This is a genomic window from Spirosoma utsteinense (genome assembly GCF_014282275.1).
GTDB lineage: Bacteria > Bacteroidota > Bacteroidia > Cytophagales > Spirosomataceae > Spirosoma > Spirosoma utsteinense.
Window position 1 is genome coordinate 61,910 of sequence record NZ_VFIA01000022.1, and the last position, 17,672, is coordinate 79,581.

Annotated in this window: 15 protein-coding genes; 11 read left to right on the forward strand and 4 right to left on the reverse strand. The window is 53.5% G+C overall.

The window, feature by feature from the left end:
* Window positions 1-24: 24 nt before the first annotated feature.
* The gene (locus FH603_RS17400; protein WP_186738856.1) at window positions 25-234 is read right to left on the reverse strand and encodes a hypothetical protein; all 210 of its coding nucleotides are present in this window, start codon (window positions 232-234) and stop codon (window positions 25-27) included.
* Between the two features lie 640 nt (window positions 235-874).
* On the opposite strand from FH603_RS17400, the gene FH603_RS17405 reads away from it, so the two are divergent.
* Window positions 875-1,138 carry a hypothetical protein gene (locus tag FH603_RS17405; RefSeq protein WP_186738857.1) on the forward strand — a complete coding sequence of 88 codons (264 nt, stop codon included), beginning with the start codon at window positions 875-877 and terminating at the stop codon, window positions 1,136-1,138.
* Between the two features lie 191 nt (window positions 1,139-1,329).
* Here FH603_RS17405 and FH603_RS17410 read toward each other — a convergent pair whose 3' ends face one another.
* The 3 genes from FH603_RS17410 to FH603_RS17420 are packed head-to-tail and all read right to left on the reverse strand — an operon-like array spanning window position 1,330 to window position 4,552.
* Complete coding sequence (locus tag FH603_RS17410; RefSeq protein ID WP_186738858.1) at window positions 1,330-1,908, reverse strand: hypothetical protein; 579 nt, start codon at window positions 1,906-1,908, stop codon at window positions 1,330-1,332.
* A gap of 32 nt (window positions 1,909-1,940) precedes the next feature.
* Complete coding sequence (locus tag FH603_RS17415; protein WP_186738859.1) at window positions 1,941-2,804, reverse strand: N-acetylmuramoyl-L-alanine amidase-like domain-containing protein; 864 nt, start codon at window positions 2,802-2,804, stop codon at window positions 1,941-1,943.
* Window positions 2,805-2,824: 20 nt separating this feature from the next.
* Window positions 2,825-4,552 (reverse strand): alpha-amylase family protein, encoded by a 1,728-nt coding sequence (locus tag FH603_RS17420; protein ID WP_186738860.1) that lies wholly within the window; start codon window positions 4,550-4,552, stop codon window positions 2,825-2,827.
* Window positions 4,553-4,708: 156 nt separating this feature from the next.
* Here FH603_RS17420 and FH603_RS17425 point away from each other — a divergent pair, with 156 nt between their 5' ends.
* The 10 genes from FH603_RS17425 (at window position 4,709) to FH603_RS17470 (ending at window position 17,643) form a co-directional block, all read left to right on the forward strand.
* Entirely contained in the window at window positions 4,709-6,583 is a 1,875-nt protein-coding gene (locus tag FH603_RS17425; RefSeq protein ID WP_186738861.1) for a glycoside hydrolase family 13 protein, read from the forward strand.
* Window positions 6,584-6,715: 132 nt separating this feature from the next.
* A complete protein-coding gene (locus tag FH603_RS17430) occupies window positions 6,716-8,266 on the forward strand; it encodes a sensor histidine kinase (RefSeq protein ID WP_244968014.1) in 1,551 nt (516 codons plus the stop codon).
* An 85-nt stretch (window positions 8,267-8,351) separates the two neighbouring features.
* Window positions 8,352-9,008: a beta-phosphoglucomutase gene (gene pgmB / locus FH603_RS17435; RefSeq protein WP_186738863.1), complete on the forward strand. Its 657-nt coding sequence runs from the start codon at window positions 8,352-8,354 to the stop codon at window positions 9,006-9,008.
* 5 nt (window positions 9,009-9,013) lie between these two features.
* Window positions 9,014-10,369 carry a sigma-54-dependent transcriptional regulator gene (locus FH603_RS17440; RefSeq protein ID WP_186738864.1) on the forward strand — a complete coding sequence of 452 codons (1,356 nt, stop codon included), beginning with the start codon at window positions 9,014-9,016 and terminating at the stop codon, window positions 10,367-10,369.
* Between the two features lie 306 nt (window positions 10,370-10,675).
* A complete protein-coding gene (locus FH603_RS28965; protein ID WP_186738901.1) occupies window positions 10,676-10,756 on the forward strand; it encodes a potassium-transporting ATPase subunit F in 81 nt (26 codons plus the stop codon).
* A gap of 14 nt (window positions 10,757-10,770) precedes the next feature.
* Window positions 10,771-12,489, forward strand: a complete 1,719-nt coding sequence (gene kdpA / locus FH603_RS17450) for a potassium-transporting ATPase subunit KdpA (RefSeq protein ID WP_186738865.1) — start codon at window positions 10,771-10,773, stop codon at window positions 12,487-12,489.
* Window positions 12,490-12,539: 50 nt separating this feature from the next.
* A complete protein-coding gene (gene kdpB / locus FH603_RS17455) occupies window positions 12,540-14,594 on the forward strand; it encodes a potassium-transporting ATPase subunit KdpB (RefSeq protein ID WP_186738866.1) in 2,055 nt (684 codons plus the stop codon).
* A 58-nt stretch (window positions 14,595-14,652) separates the two neighbouring features.
* The gene (locus tag FH603_RS17460) at window positions 14,653-15,216 is read left to right on the forward strand and encodes a K(+)-transporting ATPase subunit C (protein ID WP_186738867.1); all 564 of its coding nucleotides are present in this window, start codon (window positions 14,653-14,655) and stop codon (window positions 15,214-15,216) included.
* A 139-nt stretch (window positions 15,217-15,355) separates the two neighbouring features.
* Window positions 15,356-16,486 (forward strand): porin, encoded by a 1,131-nt coding sequence (locus FH603_RS17465; RefSeq protein ID WP_186738868.1) that lies wholly within the window; start codon window positions 15,356-15,358, stop codon window positions 16,484-16,486.
* 32 nt (window positions 16,487-16,518) lie between these two features.
* A complete protein-coding gene (locus FH603_RS17470) occupies window positions 16,519-17,643 on the forward strand; it encodes a sensor protein KdpD (RefSeq protein ID WP_186738902.1) in 1,125 nt (374 codons plus the stop codon).
* Window positions 17,644-17,672: the final 29 nt, after the last annotated feature.

Consider the following 17,672-nt stretch of genomic DNA (forward strand, 5'->3'; position numbering starts at 1 on the left):
CAGCCATTCAAGAACAGAAGGTGCCTATTTCAGGCCGCTTTGTCTGGTCATTTCTTCTCTCATCAACTTGACCGCGTCGTTGACCATCAGACTGCGTTTCCGGCTGCCAAACTGAGCTAGCCATGCGACCAGATCCGTATCGATCGAAACGGGAATTTTGCTCTTGGTCGAGATAGGCTTGCGTCCCGAACCAGGCCGAAACCCGCCACGGGCCTTGGGCTCCTTAGCTTCCATATCTATAGAATCTGAATCCTGACTGGCAGCAGCGATCTACTACGCCCATAGTTTGCTGATTACCTCCAGCGTTTTCCCTTCCATACGTTTTCCAATACCTGATTTCACCCGGCTACAAAAGTCGGTTCGCCCCGTCGTAACAAGTCCCTTTTGCTGCATGACCGCCGGTCGTATGACCGATGTTGTGCCACACACCCAACAGGTTGTCAGTCAAAATCAGCGCTGTTTTGACGCTCCCCGGCAACGTCGCCAGATGCCCTTAAAGATAATAGACACTTTGATAAAAGTAATACTTTTTTCAAATTTTAAGCTTTTTTCTCAATTAAAAGCCACCAAAAAAGCCCAAATCGATCGATCCGGGCTTTTTTGGTGGTGCGGGTACGTTTGCTGTAGAGAAGAATATAAAGGCTCGGGTCGAGGCCTTTGTATCAGAAGAAGTTTAGCGCTGTATGTAGTATAGGCTTATAAGCTGGAAGATTGGATGCACAGGTAGTTCTGCCGTCCAGCCCATAATACGTTGAACCGGATCGATAACAAGACATAGCTATCAATTAGATAAAATACCCTATAGCTTTGATAGATTATTGAGCCAGACATCTTTGGTGATATGTCGTTTTGGGCGCTCTAAACCTGGGATCTTATGCAACTGGTAACGATCGTTGTAATTGCCTTGTCGATAGGTTTCCAATTTTATATGGCGATCTATTTTATGAAGGAGATGAGTGCGGGTAAAGATCTCGTCAACAGAGTACTTAAAGGGCTCTTCCTGCTGCTGTTTCTGAGTATAACGATTCTCCTGATCTGGTCTTTGCTTACCGGCCATGTCGCCGTTGGTAATGATAAAGCATTTATTAACTGCGGGTTTGGTAGTCACTTGCCCTGGCTTGAGTGGAACGACTGGTAAAACCAGTGGTCAGTCCGGCTACAGGAGTCTATTACCCCCGGTAACAGATTCGCCGGAAGACGGCGCTTGTTTTTGCCTGAAAAGAGGCTTGGGCAAAGCCAGACCAGCTGTACCTGAAAGAGCAACCAGGTGCTGGCAAAGGCACTGTTTAGTAGCTCTTTTTTGGGGGATTGTGTTTCCTGGTTTTCCTTTTAACGGTTATCGAACTCCTCAGAAAAGGAATCGGCAGGTTTTATAGCGCAGTCAGACGAGAGGGCGGAGATTTTCTGACTGGTTATCAGTAGCCGGGCGCTTTGGGCCAACTGACAATCAGTCGTATAGCCGTTTCTATGAAGCGCAATGGCCATTATGTCGCCACTCGTCCAAATCGTGCTCCAACGCTGCATTGGCTTTTCAGTCTCCTTGTAGCAAAGTTGAAGGTTACTTATGGTCTTGCGAACACCCGGCCCATGTTGTGTTACAAAGGCGATGCTCAATGAATCGCTGAAGTCACAGGATAGTTTGAATAATATATTGTCGTAGAAGACAAGAATAACCCGGTTCACAAACAGTCCGGCAATTGGTACGGTAGTGGCTGTGAACGTACGAATATGGGTGCAGGGAAGCGCTATGGTTCCCTTAACGTAGGATACATCTTCTTCGATGAAGCCAAGCCGATTGAGTGAATCGGGTATTGTGAGACCTAGGACATAGTTTCCTAACCCGGTCACCTTCGACTGAGCCCTGCCCAGCATGGGGAACAAAATAACGAAGAGCAGCGCATACTTCATTTGGCTACGTTTGAGGGTGGATGAGGTTGCTGCTACTTTACTGCTGCAAATACGCCACTGCCCCGCAGCCGCGCGACCCGAATTCCCGACAAATTTTTGTGCCAAAGTACATAGTCGCTCAGGGGGTAGGGGGTGACAACTACCTCTCCCTGCTCGGAGGACGCGTGCATGAGGTGAATGCGCCCGTTAGGCTGCCGTACAGCCAGCCCCACGTGTTTCATATCCAGACCCGGCCGGGCGGCTGTCAGCATGATGATGTCACCTTCCTGAAGCTGGCTTTCGGCAAGTCGGATATTTTTCCTGGGAATGAATGCAAATGCCTGCTGGTTGAGCGCTGCTTCGGCCAGCTGCATCTGCTTAAGGGTTGCGGGGTCGCTTAACTGGGGATACTTGTAGGTAGCGGTAGTCATGTATGAAACAGGTTTGGCCACCGATATACTGCCTGTCAGCTCACCCGTTACATCGGTTAAAAGTCCCTTTCGTTCGTTATCGCGGAGCCAGTCTGAAAAATAGTGCAGCCGACTGGCATACCCGTCGATTTTACCATTGCGGTAACGGAATTTGGTCAGGTAAGTTCGGAAGGCCTGCTCAAGCTGGGGACCAGCCCCCTTATCCGGCATTTCGTGCCAGGCCAGCGAAAGAGCCAGCACTGTTTCCAGATAGGTAGTGCAGTCGAATTCCCGCACGTTGATGATGAGCTGCTCCGTGGGCGTCGTGTCGAGTGTATGGGATACATACGGCTTTCCCAGGAACTGGCGGCCAATGCTGAGTGCCGTTTCAACGGGTGTTTTGCCCCCTACGATGGTCAACTGGCTCAGGTCGTGAGGTGGCAATTCCTGTGGCAACGCAGCCAAAGATGTCAACAGCAGGAAAAGTGTTGTAAAAAATCGGATCATGGATTAGTATAGTGAGCGCATTATTTGAATTCCAGTACCCGTACACTGCGCGGTGGCAACGTTAGTGGTACGCCTTCGCGGCCAATGGTTTCGATCTGAACGGTGCTCAGGAAGATATCCGTAAATCGGTACATCCGGGATGGATCAAGGTCCATGGAGTCGAAAGCGTGCCGGGGGATACGCACCGTGGTTTCGTAGGTGTTATGGTTCGAAAAATTACAGACAATCAAAAGCTTTTGACGGTCTGTGTACCGAAAGTAACTGTAAAGTTGATGGGCATCGTAGCCAGCGCTCTGGTTGTTATCATTCGCATATTGAAGGTCATAAAAATAACCGTTCTGAATGGCGTCAGACCCGTTGACGAGGTGGTTGAGCTGCTGGTAAAAAGCGCGCAGCCTGCGCTGATCATCGGTCATGGCCTCACCGTCATAAGCTCCTCCGTTTACCCAGTTCTGCCAATCGGTCAGGCCCCAGTAATCGAAAATGGTTGTTCGTCCGTCATCGCCACTGAAGCCTTCGCTGCCTTCGGACCGTACGCCTAGCTCCTGCCCGAAATACACCAGAAACGGCCCCGTATGCATGGTGGCCGTCAGCGTCATGGCCGGGATGGCAGCCCAGGGATCGTTGGCAAAGAAGCGGGACACGATGCGCTGCTCGTCGTGCGTTTCCAGAAAACGGAGCATATGGTTCGCAAAACCGCCGGATTCGCGCTGCCATACCTGGCTCAGTTCGTAGCAGGAGCCGTGGCCCTCCATCAGCCGCCGGGCGGCATCATACAAGCCTACTTTATCGTATAAGTAGTCGAATCCACCCTCGAAAATATAAGACCGATACAGACTGGGTTCATAGATCTCCGCAATGAAGATCATACCGGGGTAGCGTTTTTTTACCCGGCTGATGGCCCATTGCCAGAATTCGACCGGCACCAGCTGGGCCATGTCGCAGCGGAACCCGTCGATACCTTTAGCTGACCAGAACAGCAGGATGTCGAGCATCTGATGCCAGGTAGCGGGGATAGGGTCGAAATGGCGGCTTCCGTCGAATAGATTGAGGCCGTAGTTGAGTTTGATCGTCTCATACCAGTCGTTGCTGTCCGGTGTGGCGGTAATGGACCCGCTACCCGTGACTTTAGCCGGAAACTCGTGTAAGGGTGGCGCGGCTGGTCGTTCTGCATGGCTTACGTTACCGGGTGCCACAAAGGTCTCGCCGGGTAGGTAGTAGAAATTATTCGTTGGCGAAAACCCTACGCTTGTGTCGTCCTTTTCGCCCAGGTCGACGGCACCAGCCGGTTTTCTATCGGAGCCATACTGGCGGGCAACGTGGTTTGGTATGAAGTCGATGATCACTTTCAGGCCATGGGCATGGGTGCGCCCAACGAGGGCTTCGAACTCGGCCATGCGGTCGGGAACGCTCACGGCCAGGTCGGGGTCGACATCGTAATAGTCCTTTACAGCATAAGGGGAGCCCGCGCGGCCTTTCACGACAGCCGGATCGTCAGTATGAATTCCGAATTCAGCGTAGCTGGTCTGCGTGGCGTGTTCGATAACACCTGTGTACCAAACGTGCGACGCACCAAACTGCCGGAGTGCCTGTAGGGCTGCGTTATTGATATCGTTGAATTTGCCAACGCCATTTTCGTCACGGGAGCCGTTATACGTGTTACTAGTACGCTGGTTACCAAAGAGTCTGGTGAAAATCTGGTAGATTATTAGTTTGTCCATTACCGGGACATGAGAGGTCGTATTCATGGGGTAGGCGGGCACTGGCTGGTGGTGATACAAAATTATGCCCTTTCCCGTCGAAAAACTTAGGTTATTTTTGTTGATCGAAGTCTTAATCCTGCCGCGTCAGTGGGTATATAGCCGGGATGCGGCTGTCCCTGTCGACCACAACAAAACGAACCGATGAAACGAATTTATTTTTTTTATTTTGCGACCCTGCTCCTGATCAGCCCGGCAGTTGTTGCGCAAAAGGCTGATATTAAGCGAGTAAACCCCACTAACTGGTGGGTGGGTATGAAAAATCCCAATGTGCAGCTGCTCGTTTACGGTCCCAACGCGGGCACCCTGACCTATACCGTCGATTACCCGGGGGTGAAGCTCGTAAAAACACATAAGGTCGAAAACTCGAACTACGCTTTTCTGGATTTGACCATTGCGGCATCTGCCCGGCCTGGTACGCTCCGACTGGTGGGCAAGAGCGGTAGTCAGACACTCACGCAGCCCTTTGTGCTGAAAGACCGCAATCGTGAGCCTAAGGGGCAGGGTGTTACGGCTGCCGACTTTATCTATATGGCCATGCCCGACCGTTTTGCCAACGGCGACGAGAGCAACGACAAGTTTGCTGACATGGCCGATCCCAACGCCGACCGCTCCAACCCCTACTATCGGCATGGGGGCGACCTGGCTGGCGTCGGACAGCGTATCGACTACCTGAAAGACCTGGGGGCAACGGCCATCTGGTTAACGCCCGTACTCGAAAACAACCAGCCGCTCACCAACGAAGGCGGAGCCATGCGGTCGGCTTATCATGGCTATGGATTTACCGACCATTATGCCGTCGACAAACGGATGGGCGGTAATGAAGCCTATAAAACCTTTGTCCGGAAAGCCCACGCTGCCGGGCTGAAGGTGGTGCAGGATGCGGTTTACAACCATGTGGGCATCAACCACTGGTTTCTGAAAGATATGCCGATGAAAAGCTGGCTGCACCAGTGGCCTTCCTATACGAATACCTCCTATAAATACCAGCCAGTTACCGATCCACATGGCGCCGAAAGCGACCGGCGGGTAACGCTCGATGGATGGTTCGTGCCGCACTTGCCCGACCTGAACCAGACGAATCCGTTTCTGGCCAACTTCCTGATTCAGCATGCGCTCTGGACCGTCGAAGAGTTTGGTATCGATGCCTGGCGGATAGACACCTATATGTACAACGACCAGCCATTTATGAACCGCTGCAATGCGGCCTTACTGGATGAGTATCCCAGGATCCACATATTTGGTGAGTCGTGGGTCAACAACGTGGTGGATCAGTCATACTATACCCGCAACAACATTAATTTTCCGTTCAAGTCGAACCAGCCGGGTGGGCTGGACTTTGTGGTGTATTCGGCGATGCTCGATGCCCTCAAACAGAAATTTACCTGGGACGATGGGGTCAATCGGTTTTATCAGGCGCTGGCGCAGGACGCGGTATATGCAGACCCGAATAAACTGGTGACGTTCCTGGACAATCACGATACCGATCGGTATCTGTCGGTCATTGGCGAAGATCTGGACAAGTATAAGATAGGGCTGACCTGGTTGCTGACCACGCGCGGTATTCCGAGTATGTACTACGGGACCGAGATTCTGATGAAAAACTTTAAAGATCCGTCCGATGCCGAGGTCCGGCTTGATTTTCCGGGTGGATTTCCTGGCGACAAGCAGAATAAGTTTGAAGCCGCCGGGCGTACCGATCGGGAAAACAACGCGTTTCTGTTCATTCGGAAGCTGGCAACATACCGCCGGGAGAACCCCGTGCTGCATACGGGTAAGCTGATGCAGTTTCTGCCGCAGGAGGGCACCTATGTCTACTTCCGCTATGATGGCAGTAAGACGGTAATGGTAGCGACCAATACCGGCGACAAGGAAATTCTGCTCGATACGGCTCGTTTTTCGGAGCGCATGGGTGGGTTCAAATCGGCTCGAAATGTACTGACCGACGCGGCCGTTGGTGAGTTGAAAACAATTAAACTACCGGCTAAAACAGCCGTGGTGCTGGAGTTGCAGAAATAGGGTTACCGGCTATTCTGAACGGTGGCTGGCATCCAACTTTCTGCTACCTTAACCAGTAAATTGATACACCTGTAACTAAGTGGTAGCTAGATGGCCTCGCCAACTGTTTCTGAGAACGTTTCGGATCCTTTTTTGCATCGATCGCCCGAGGCCATCCGGTTGGCCTTGTCGGCGTTTGATGCATCGCTGAATAGCATTATCTCCATGACAGCTATTCGGAGCGCTGATGGGCAGGTGGTCGATTTCCTGATAGAAACAGCGAATCCGGCCGTTGAACAGAGCTTGTTTCTAACCCCTGAACAAATCATTGGTACCCGATTACTGAAAACCTTTCCCGGAAACATCGAGTCGGGCCTGTTCGCTACCTATGCACGAGTCGTTGACACGGGGCAACCTGAACGGACAACCCAGTACTATGTCGACACGAATGGACTTGAAGCCTGGTTCACCGTGTCGGCCGTTCGGCAGGGGACCGACATGGTGGTGCTGACCTTTATAAACGTCACCGATAGTAAACGGGCTGAACTGGAGATGAAGCGCCAGTCCGATCTGTTTCAAACAGTGCTGGATCATGCACAGGCCGCTATTTCACTCCATGTGGCTATCCGGGATGATACGCATCGGATTGTCAATTTTCGAACGGTCATGGCCAACCGGCAGGCCAGAGCTATGTGGGGTGAATTCGCCGACACGATTCTGACCAGAACATTTCTGGAAGTGGCAACGCCCGATCAGGTGGCGAGCGATTTTCACAAATACGTAGGGGTTGTGGAAACGGGGGAGCCCAATATGACAGAGTTCGCCATTGGCGATGAATGGTGGTTGCGTATCACGGCGAAATCAGGCGATGGTGTCGTTATTTCCAATATCAACATAACGGAGAACAAACAGTATCAGCAACGGCTCGAAGCGACGAACGCAGAGCTGAAACGGTCGAACGAAAACTTACAGTCCTTTGCGTACATCGCTTCGCACGATTTACAGGAGCCACTCCGCAAAATTCAGGCGTTCGGCGACATTTTCAAAGACCGGTATGGCCCGCTGCTGGATGCTGAGGGCTGTAAAATGATCGGCCGGATGCAGTCGGCAGCCGAACGGATGTCGTCGCTCATTCGTAATCTGCTCGATTATTCTCAGATATCAGCGCAGCGTGATCGGTTTCGGCCTTTTTCGCTGGCTAAATTACTCGATGATGTTGCCGAAGATTTGTGGCATTCAATTCAGCTGACCAACGCCCGCCTTCTATTCGGCGATGCCCATAATCAGCCATTGCCTGATCTGGTTGGTGATCGGGTACAACTGCGGCATTTGTTCCAGAATCTGTTAGCCAATGCCGTCAAATTCTGCCGTACCGATACCGCCGGTAAGCCTGTTCCGCCCGTAGTTCGGGTGTCGGCATACCCTGTTCGGGGTGATGATTTGCCCGCCGACCTGCGACAGGAACTTCAGGGAAACCGATCGTACTGGGCCGTTTGTATTGCAGATAATGGAATTGGTTTTGACCAGAAACACGCCGAACTGGTCTTTCAGGTTTTTCAGCGGCTACACAACCGACAACAGTTCGAAGGAACGGGTATTGGACTGGCTATCGTTAAAAAAGTAGTGGAGCAGCACGATGGAGCCATTCGTGTTAGCAGCGAAGAGGGGGTGGGTACTACCTTTACGGTGTATCTCCCGATGTGATCGAAACGGTCCCTGATGGCGGCCGGTAAGCCCATTTCCTCGGTCAAAACCCGTACTTTTACCACTACTACTAACCTGAAAAGACATGCCTATCAAGGCTTTTTTATTCGATCTCGACGGTGTCATCGTCGACACCGCCATCTACCACTACCAGGCCTGGAAGCGCCTGGCTAATGAACTTGGTTTCGATATCTCGGAGGAGTTCAATGAGCAGCTTAAAGGCGTCAGCCGAACCGATTCGCTCGACCTTATCCTGGCTCATGGCAACCTGACACTTCCCGACGAGGAGAAGGCGCAGCTAGCTACCCAGAAAAATGAATGGTATCTCGAACTCGTCAGCCGTATGTCGTCCGACGATATTTTGCCGGGTGTGGCTCAATTTTTCTCGCAGGTGCGGAAAGCGAATTTACAAACGGCGCTGGGCTCTGTCAGTAAAAATGCCCCGCTGATTCTGGAGCGCATCGGTATGATCGACGTGTTCGACGCCATTATCGATGGCAACAAAATTAGCAAAGGCAAACCCGATCCGGAAGTATTCACCAAAGGAGCGGCTGAACTGGGTGTTCAGCCCGATGAGTGCGTCGTGTTCGAGGACGCCGTAGCGGGCGTAGAAGCGGGTAAGCGGGGTGGCATGTTTGTGGTTGGACTGGGCTCTCCCGATGTACTTGCTCAGGCCGATCTGGTAGCCCCTTCCCTACAGGACTTAACCGTAGACGAGGTGCTGGCGAAAAGCGGGCGTTAACGGGCGTGGCGGCTACTCTTCTTCTTATCGACGATGAAGTACGGCTTCGGCAGTTGCTGGCCCGGATTCTTCAGCTTGAAGGCTACATGGTTCTTGAAGCAGATACGGCCCGCGCCGGTCTCAAAACCCTGGAGCGCGATCAGGTTCACGTTATCATCTGTGATGTGAAACTCCCCGATGGCAACGGCGTGGAGCTGACGGCGCGGTTCAAACAGCTATATCCGGCTACTGAAGTTATTGTGCTGACGGCCTATGGAACCATTGCCGATGGTGTATCGGCGATAAAAAATGGTGCCTTCGATTACATTACCAAGGGCGACGACAACGACAAAATCATTCCCCTCGTAAGCCGGGCGGTCGACAAGGCCAATCTACAGTTTCGCATCCGGCAGCTGGAGGAGCAGGTGAGCAAGCGCCACGGTTTCGACAGCATCATTGGCCGGTCGGGGCCTATCCAGCAGGCCGTTGCCCTGGCCCGCCGGGTAGCCGTGACCGATACGACGGTATTGCTGACGGGCGAAACCGGCACGGGTAAGGAGGTTTTTGCGCAGGCCATTCACTCCGCCAGCCTGCGCCGGACGGGTCCGTTTGTGGCGATCAACTGCGGGGCACTTGGCAAAGATATCCTGGAAAGCGAACTGTTCGGCCACCGGGCGGGGGCGTTTACCGGAGCCAGCCGCGACCAGAAAGGTTTGTTTGCGGAGGCCGATAAAGGCACTATTTTCCTGGATGAGATCGGCGAAATGCCACTAGACCTTCAGGCAAAGTTATTACGGGTGCTGGAAACGCACGAGTTTCTGCGGGTGGGCGACACCAAACCAACGAAAACCGATGTACGCGTGGTAGCGGCCACAAACCGGAGTCTGGAACAGGAGGCCAATGCGGGTCAGTTTAGGCTGGACTTATATTACCGGCTGTCGGTGTTCAGTATCGAGTTGCCGCCCCTGCGCAACCGGCGCGACGACATTCCCGAACTGGCCAACCTGTTTGCCCGGCAGGATGCCGTCAAGGTGGGTCGGCGGGCTGTTCACCTGAGTCCGGCCTTTGTCCAGAAATTACAACAGCATGGCTGGAAAGGCAATATCCGCGAGTTGAAAAACGTAATCGAGCGCGCCGTTATCCTGGCCGACACACAGGCTGACGGAACGACCGAGCTAACTTCCGATCTGTTGCCTTACGAAATACAGAACGGCGGGACCGCCCCGGATAGCAACGCCATCGTCGACCTCGCCACCATCGAACAGCAACACATTCGGCGGGTGCTGCGTCATACCAACGGCAACAAAACAGAATCGGCCCGAATCCTGGGCATTGGGCTGACTACGCTCTACCGTAAATTGAGCGAGTACGGGCTGGACTAATCGAACGGCTACCAACCCAAATTGAAAAGCGAACCCTGCCAAAATGGTAGGGTTCGCTTTTTTTATGCCTTGGCTGTCTGACTGCCTTTTATGTATAATATATTGATTTCCAATGGTATGTCTGTAAATATTTTGGACAATCATTCCTCTGGAGCAGTTCTTGGCATATGGCTTTCAATAACCGATAAACAAGAATATCCCATGCTTACATTCCTGTTGCTTAGTGTTTCGGCCTTGCTCTGCTTCGCCGTTTTTTACAAAGTCATCGACTGGTTCGAACACATCTAACGTCGTTACTCAATTATTATGATCACACTCGTTTTTAGCGCGGCTCTGCTGGTTTTTGCTTACATGCTGTACGTGCTGATTAAGCCCGAAAAATTCTAACTTTTTACAACACAATGACTACCGAATGGATGGGTGTTATAGCCATGTATGGCCTGACGGTCCTGCTGGCAATACCACTGGGCAAGTTTCTTGCTACCGTTTTTAAAGGAGAACCCAACGCGTTCGATTTTATGAAGCCGCTGGAGCGGTTGATCTACCGGTTGGGTGGTGTCGATGAAACCGCTAACCTGAGCTGGCAACAGAACTTACGTGCGCTGCTGACTATCAATCTGGTTTGGCTGGTGCTGGGGTTCACGCTGCTGGTAATGCAGGGAAGCTTACCGCTCAATCCCGATGGAAACCCCTCGCAGACGCTCGATCTGGCTTTTAATACCGCCATCAGCTTTCTGGTGAACTGCGATCTGCAACACTACTCCGGTGAGACGGGACTGACATATCTGACCCAGTTGGCGGTCATCACGTTTCTTATGTTCACCTCGGCCGCCACAGGGATTGCTGCCGCCGTACTGCTGTTCCGTTCATTTATACCGCAAACAGCAGAGACCGTTGGTAACTTTTACGTGCTGTTCACCCGCGCCATCACGCGACTGCTGCTGCCGGGGGCGCTGGTAATCTCGCTGGTCCTGGTTTTTAGCGGTGTCCCTGCCAGTTTCGACGGGAGAGATACGATCATAACCCTCCAGGGGGATACCGTTGGCGTGTCGCGCGGGCCAGCCGCCGGCATGATCGCTATCAAGCACCTGGGCACAAACGGAGGAGGCTGGTTTGGTGCCAACTCGGCCCACCCGCTCGAAAATCCGACGTATCTGACCAATATGGTCGAGATGGTGGCGCAGATGCTGATCCCTGTGGCCATGATTTTTGCGCTGGGGTTCTTTGTCAACCGCAAACGGTTTGCCTGGATGATCTATGCGGTGATGACGATTGGTTTCTTCCTGCTCCTGATTCCCACGATCATCAGCGAGTTAGGCGGTAACCCGGCCATTACCCATATGGGCATCTCTCAATCGACCGGGGCCATGGAAGGCAAAGAGGTACGGTTCGGGCCGCTGGCTTCGGCTTACTGGAGTATCGCTACAACCGTTATTTCAACCGGATCGGTCAATTCCATGCACGACTCCTCCATGCCTTTGTCGGGAACGATGGAATTGCTGGGTATGATGGTCAACGCTTTTTACGGTGGAGCCGGGGCGGGCCTGCTCAATTTCTACTACTTCCTCATCATCGCCGTCTTCATCTCGGGCCTGATGGTCGGCCGTACGCCCGAACTCTTCGGTCGGAAAGTAGAAGCCCGGGAAATCAAGATTGCCTCCCTGGTTGCGCTGCTCAGCGCCTTGCTTGTGAAGGGTGGAACAGCCCTCTCGGCCTGGATCTTCGTTCGCTACGGGGGTGCATCTGACTGGGCCGTGGCCCCGTCGGCCTGGCTCAACAACCCCGGGTTTCATGGCTTCACCGAGATGCTGTACGAGTTTACGTCGGCCAACGCCAACAATGGATCCGGCTTCGAAGGGTTGGGTGATAACAACTTCTTCTGGAACTACGCTACCGGCATCGTGCTGCTCTTTGGCCGGTTTATTCCCATCGTTGGTCCGGTAGCCATTGCCGGTTTACTGGCCCGCAAGAAGTGTGTCCCTGCGTCGTCGGGTACGCTGCCGGTCGATACACCAACGTTTGGCCTGATGATCTTCGCCGTCATTTTCATTCTTACCGCCCTGTCGTTTTTTCCGGCGCTTACGCTGGGACCACTGGCTGAATTCTTCTCACTGAAATAACGGATGGCTATGCCGAAACAACGGCCTCTGGTCCATACTACCTACTACTAATGGCAAAGCAATCATCTTCTCCCGGCCTGTTCCAGCGTGAACTCGTTGGAACGGCCATCCGGGAGTCGTTCGTCAAATTGAATCCCGCTATCCTGATCAAAAATCCGGTGATGTTCACCGTCGGGATCGGTACCCTGATCATGGTGCTGGTGAGCGGCTACATTGCCCTGACGGGCGATAAAGCACAGGGCTCGCTGGGGTACAACGTCTTTATTACGTTCATACTCCTTGTTACCGTGCTGTTCGCCAATTTTGCCGAGGCTATTGCCGAAGCACGGGGAAAAGCGCAGGCCGAATCACTACGGAAAACCCGTCAGGAAACACCCGCTAAAATCATTCGGGCGGGGGGCAACAACAAACCCGATGCGGTCGACATCATTTCGTCGGCACAACTCAAAAAGGGGGATGTGTTCCTCTGCGAACCCGGCGACACGATTCCTTCAGACGGTGAGATAATTGACGGGCTGGCAACCATCGACGAGTCGGCCATTACGGGCGAATCGGCACCGGTTATCCGGGAAGCAGGTGGCGATAAATCGTCGGTGACGGGAGGCACAAAAGTACTCTCGGACAGGATCCGGGTTATTGTGACCACCCAGCCGGGCGAATCCTTCCTCGACAAAATGATTGCACTCGTTGAAGGGGCAACCCGTCAAAAAACGCCGAACGAGATTGCGCTGACCATCCTGCTGGCTGGCTTCACGCTTATTTTCATCATCGTCTGCGTAGCACTCAAACCTTTTGCCGATTACGCCAACACGCCCATCACGATTGCGGCCCTGATCGCGCTCTTCGTGTGTCTGATCCCTACGACAATCGGTGGCTTGCTGTCGGCTATCGGGATTGCGGGTATGGACCGGGCGTTGCGCGCCAATGTAATTGCCAAATCGGGTCGGGCGGTGGAAACGGCTGGCGACATCGATACGCTGCTGCTCGACAAAACCGGTACGATCACCATCGGCAATCGGAAGGCGACCCATTTCTACCCGGCGCCCGGCGTTTCAGAGGCCGACATGATCCGGGCCTCGGCGCTCAGTTCGCTGGCCGACGAAACCCCGGAGGGCAAGTCCATCGTCGAGCTGGCCGGTTCGCCGGTTACCAGCCGGCTATCGACCACCGGCGCGACGTTGATCAAGTTTACCGCCGAAACGCGCTCGTCGGGTATCGATCTGACCAGTGGAGAACGTATCCGGAAAGGGGCAACCGACTCTATCCGCAACCTAGTGACGAGGGCTGGAAATACCTTTCCGGCTGAAACCGATACCCAGTCGAAAACAATTGCGGCCAACGGGGGTACTCCGCTGGTGGTGGCCCGGAATGATGTGGTTATGGGTGTCATCGAGTTGCAGGACATCATCAAGCCCGGTATTGCGGAGCGCTTTGAAAGGCTGCGGAAAATGGGCGTAAAAACAGTCATGGTTACCGGCGACAATCCCCTGACCGCCAAATTTATTGCCGAGAAAGCAGGAGTCGACGATTATATCGCCGAGGCAAAGCCGGAGGATAAGATGCAATACATCCGGCATGAGCAGCAGGGGGGCAAGCTGGTCGCAATGATGGGCGACGGCACCAACGATGCACCCGCCCTGGCACAGGCCGATGTAGGCGTGGCCATGAACTCGGGTACGCAGGCCGCTAAAGAAGCCGGTAATATGGTCGATCTGGACAATGACCCGACTAAACTAATCGAGATCGTTGAAATTGGGAAGCAGCTCCTGATCACCCGTGGTACGCTGACAACGTTCAGTATCGCCAACGACGTAGCCAAATATTTCGCCATCGTACCGGCACTGTTCACCGGATCGATTCCGGCGTTGCAGGCGTTGAACATCATGGGGCTACACTCGCCCGAATCGGCCATACTGTCGGCTGTTATAGTCAACGCCATCATCATTCCTATGCTGATTCCGCTGGCTCTGCGGGGTGTCGAATACAAACCGATCGGGGCTTCGGCCCTGCTCCGCCGAAACCTGCTGATCTACGGCGTGGGTGGTATTGTGGCGCCGTTCATCGGCATTAAACTGATCGATTTAGCTGTCGGATTGTTTGTATAACCGCGAGGGCCGGGCCTGGCGGACCAGGCCCGACCCTCGCAAAAACCTGATTGACATCATGAAATCTCATATTGGACCAGCCATTCGTCTGACACTTGTCATGCTGGTATTACTCGTTGTTATTTACCCCCTGCTGGTGGCCGGCATAGCCCGCTTCGCACCGGGGGCGGGCAAAGGAGAAACGGTTACCGCCAACGGGAAGGTTGTTGGGTATGCCGTAATTGGTCAGAAATTTACGCAGGATCGCTATTTCAATAGCCGCCCTTCGGCAGTGGACTATAATGCGGCCGGTTCGGCCGGGTCGAACAAAGGCCCATCCAACCCCGATTACCTCACTGCGGTACAGGCTCGTATCGATACATTTCTGGTCCATAATCCCGGTGTAAGCAAAACGGATATACCAGCTGAACTGGTCACGGCGTCGGGCTCGGGGCTGGACCCGGATTTGTCGCCTGCCGGGGCCAGGGTCCAGGTAGCCCGCATTGCCCGCGTTCGGGGTCTACCGGCAGCGCGGATAACGGAGTTGGTCGATCAGCATACCGAAGGGCCACTGTTAGGTCTGTTTGGACCATCCAACGTAAACGTACTTGCCTTAAACGTGGCGCTCGATCAACTCAGGTAGCCGGTACCGACGCCTGAACCTATTGCCGAATACCTGTCTACAATCTGCTCATCCCGGCGATAGCTTCAGTAATCGATCTCGAAAAGCCGTATCCGTTAGGCCGGGAACGAAATAAACGGCCTGCGACAAAATTATCAACATGAAAACGTTTTTAACTACATCGGTCTTTGTGGCTGGCCTCCTCACCGCATCGATGGCACAAACGCCCGATACGACGGCCCCGGCATCACTGCCCGCTGATTCCAATACCGGATTACTCCTTTCGGGTTATATCGAAGCGTATTATACCCACGAGTTTACGGCACCAAAAACGGCGCAGGAACGGCCTGCTTTTCTCTATAATCACAAGCGAAACCGCGAGGTAAACATCAACCTGGCATTCGTGAAAGCGGCCTATACCACCGACCGTGTACGGGGAAATCTGGCCCTCCAGGTTGGTACCTATGCCCAGTATAATTATGCCGCCGAGCAGGACCTGGTCCGGAATATTTTTGACGCCAACGCTGGCGTGAAACTGGCCAAAAACGGTGATCTGTGGCTCGACGTGGGTATTTTTACGTCGCATATCGGCTTTGAAAGTGCTATTTCCAAAGATTGCTGGACACTAACCCGCAGTATACTGGCCGAGAACTCGCCCTATTATCTGTCGGGTGTGAAACTGACCTATACGACCCCGAATAGCAAATGGACATGGCTTGGGTCGGTGGTCAATGGCTGGCAACGGGTCAGGAAACTGGATGGCTATAGCGGTCCTTCGTTGAGTACCCAGGTTCAGTACCGACCGTCGTCGAAGCTGACGCTGAACTGGAGCACGTTCATTGGCTCCGACAGAGCCGATTCCCTGCGGCAGGGGCGCTTCTTCAACAACGTCTACGCGATCATCAATCCTGGCGGACGGTTTGGGTTGATTGCAGGATTCGATAGTGGTTCCGATCGTAAGCCCGTAATCAGCAACGGTGATCGTCGGCGCGTCGGTAGCGGCCGTTATGTCTGGTATTCGCCCGTGGTGATTGCCCGCTACAAAACCACCGGCCGAAGCTACGTGAACGGCCGCGTCGAATTTTACGACGATAGAAACGGAGTGATCATCGGCACGCCCGATTTCCGGACCTGGGGCTATTCGGCAGGATATGATTACGCTATTCTGCCCAACGCCCTGTTCCGGGTCGAAGGCAAAGTATACAAAAGCAAAAACCCTGTTTTCGATAGCAGGGAGGGGTTGAGCAGAACCAATACATCGCTGACAACGAGTCTGGCGGTAAGCTTCTAACCTGACGCGAACCGGCAATGCGGCCCTACACGATGCTCCCCAACGACCAGAACGCCGAACGTTTCCTGAACCTCATCCGCGAATCGCGTCGCGGCCGGCTGAAAGTATATATCGGCATGAGCGCGGGCGTAGGGAAATCATACCGGATGCTTCAGGAAGCTCATGCGCTCCGGCGTAATGGTATCGACGCCCGCATTGGCTTTATTGAAACCCACCAGCGTGCCGAAACCCAGGCGCTGGTGGTAGGTTTACCCGCTATTAGCCGGCGTCGGTTGTTCTACAAAGGGCGGGAACTGGACGAGATGGACGTTCAGGCCGTGATCAATACCCATCCTGAGCTGGTGATTGTCGATGAGCTGGCACATACGAACATTCCGGGTTCCAAAAATGAAAAACGCTGGCAGGATGTACTCGACATTCTGGATGCGGGCATCAACGTGATCAGCGCGGTCAATATTCAGCATATCGAAAGTCTGTATGATGAAGTACACGCCATAACGGGGGTTGGCGTGACGGAGCGGGTGCCGGATAAAATCCTGCAAATGGCCGACGAGGTAGTCAACATCGACCTTACTGCCGACGAACTGATTGCCCGCCTGAAAGAAGGAAAGATCTACGACCCGGCCAACGTGCAGACAGCCCTGACCAATTTTTTTCAGCCTGGTACGATTCTGCAACTGCGCGAACTGGCTTTGCGGGAGGTGGCTTCGGCCGTAGAGCGTAAAATTGGCCGTACACTACCGCCCGGTACCCAGCCCAAGGGCGAGCGGTTTCTGGCCAGTATCAGTACGAACCATGAAGTGGCCCGGCGCGTGATTCGGAAGACGGCCCGTCTGGCTGCCTATTACCAGTCGCGCTGGTATGTGCTCTACGTGCAGACACCCAACGAAGCCCCCGACCGGATACGGCTCGACCTCCAGCGGCATCTGATCAACAATCTGAAGCTGGCTACCGAGCTGGGTGCCGAGGTGATTCAGGCAAAAGGGAATAACGTCGTCAACTGCATCGTGGATGAGGCCGACAAGCGTAAGGTGACCACGGTCTGTATTGGCAAACCCCACTTCAGCCTGACGCAGATTATTTTGCGGACCTTTGCGTTCAACCAACTGCTGAACAAACTGTCGGAGTCAGATACGGATTTGATCATTCTTTCTTAGGACAAACCGGTAAAGGCCACGTTACCTTT

What these genes read in the sequence shown, in the direction of transcription:
- FH603_RS17400 (WP_186738856.1), bottom strand. Translation starts at nt 234, where the DNA reads ATGGAAGCTAAGGAGCCCAAGGCCCGTGGCGGGTTTCGGCCTGGTTCG.
- FH603_RS17405 (WP_186738857.1), top strand. Translation starts at nt 875, where the DNA reads ATGCAACTGGTAACGATCGTTGTAATTGCCTTGTCGATAGGTTTCCAA.
- FH603_RS17410 (WP_186738858.1), bottom strand. Translation starts at nt 1,908, where the DNA reads ATGAAGTATGCGCTGCTCTTCGTTATTTTGTTCCCCATGCTGGGCAGG.
- FH603_RS17415 (WP_186738859.1), bottom strand. Translation starts at nt 2,804, where the DNA reads ATGATCCGATTTTTTACAACACTTTTCCTGCTGTTGACATCTTTGGCT.
- FH603_RS17420 (WP_186738860.1), bottom strand. Translation starts at nt 4,552, where the DNA reads ATGAATACGACCTCTCATGTCCCGGTAATGGACAAACTAATAATCTAC.
- FH603_RS17425 (WP_186738861.1), top strand. Translation starts at nt 4,709, where the DNA reads ATGAAACGAATTTATTTTTTTTATTTTGCGACCCTGCTCCTGATCAGC.
- pgmB (WP_186738863.1), top strand. Translation starts at nt 8,352, where the DNA reads ATGCCTATCAAGGCTTTTTTATTCGATCTCGACGGTGTCATCGTCGAC.
- FH603_RS28965 (WP_186738901.1), top strand. Translation starts at nt 10,676, where the DNA reads ATGATCACACTCGTTTTTAGCGCGGCTCTGCTGGTTTTTGCTTACATG.
- kdpA (WP_186738865.1), top strand. Translation starts at nt 10,771, where the DNA reads ATGACTACCGAATGGATGGGTGTTATAGCCATGTATGGCCTGACGGTC.
- kdpB (WP_186738866.1), top strand. Translation starts at nt 12,540, where the DNA reads ATGGCAAAGCAATCATCTTCTCCCGGCCTGTTCCAGCGTGAACTCGTT.
- FH603_RS17460 (WP_186738867.1), top strand. Translation starts at nt 14,653, where the DNA reads ATGAAATCTCATATTGGACCAGCCATTCGTCTGACACTTGTCATGCTG.
- FH603_RS17465 (WP_186738868.1), top strand. Translation starts at nt 15,356, where the DNA reads ATGAAAACGTTTTTAACTACATCGGTCTTTGTGGCTGGCCTCCTCACC.
- FH603_RS17470 (WP_186738902.1), top strand. Translation starts at nt 16,519, where the DNA reads ATGCTCCCCAACGACCAGAACGCCGAACGTTTCCTGAACCTCATCCGC.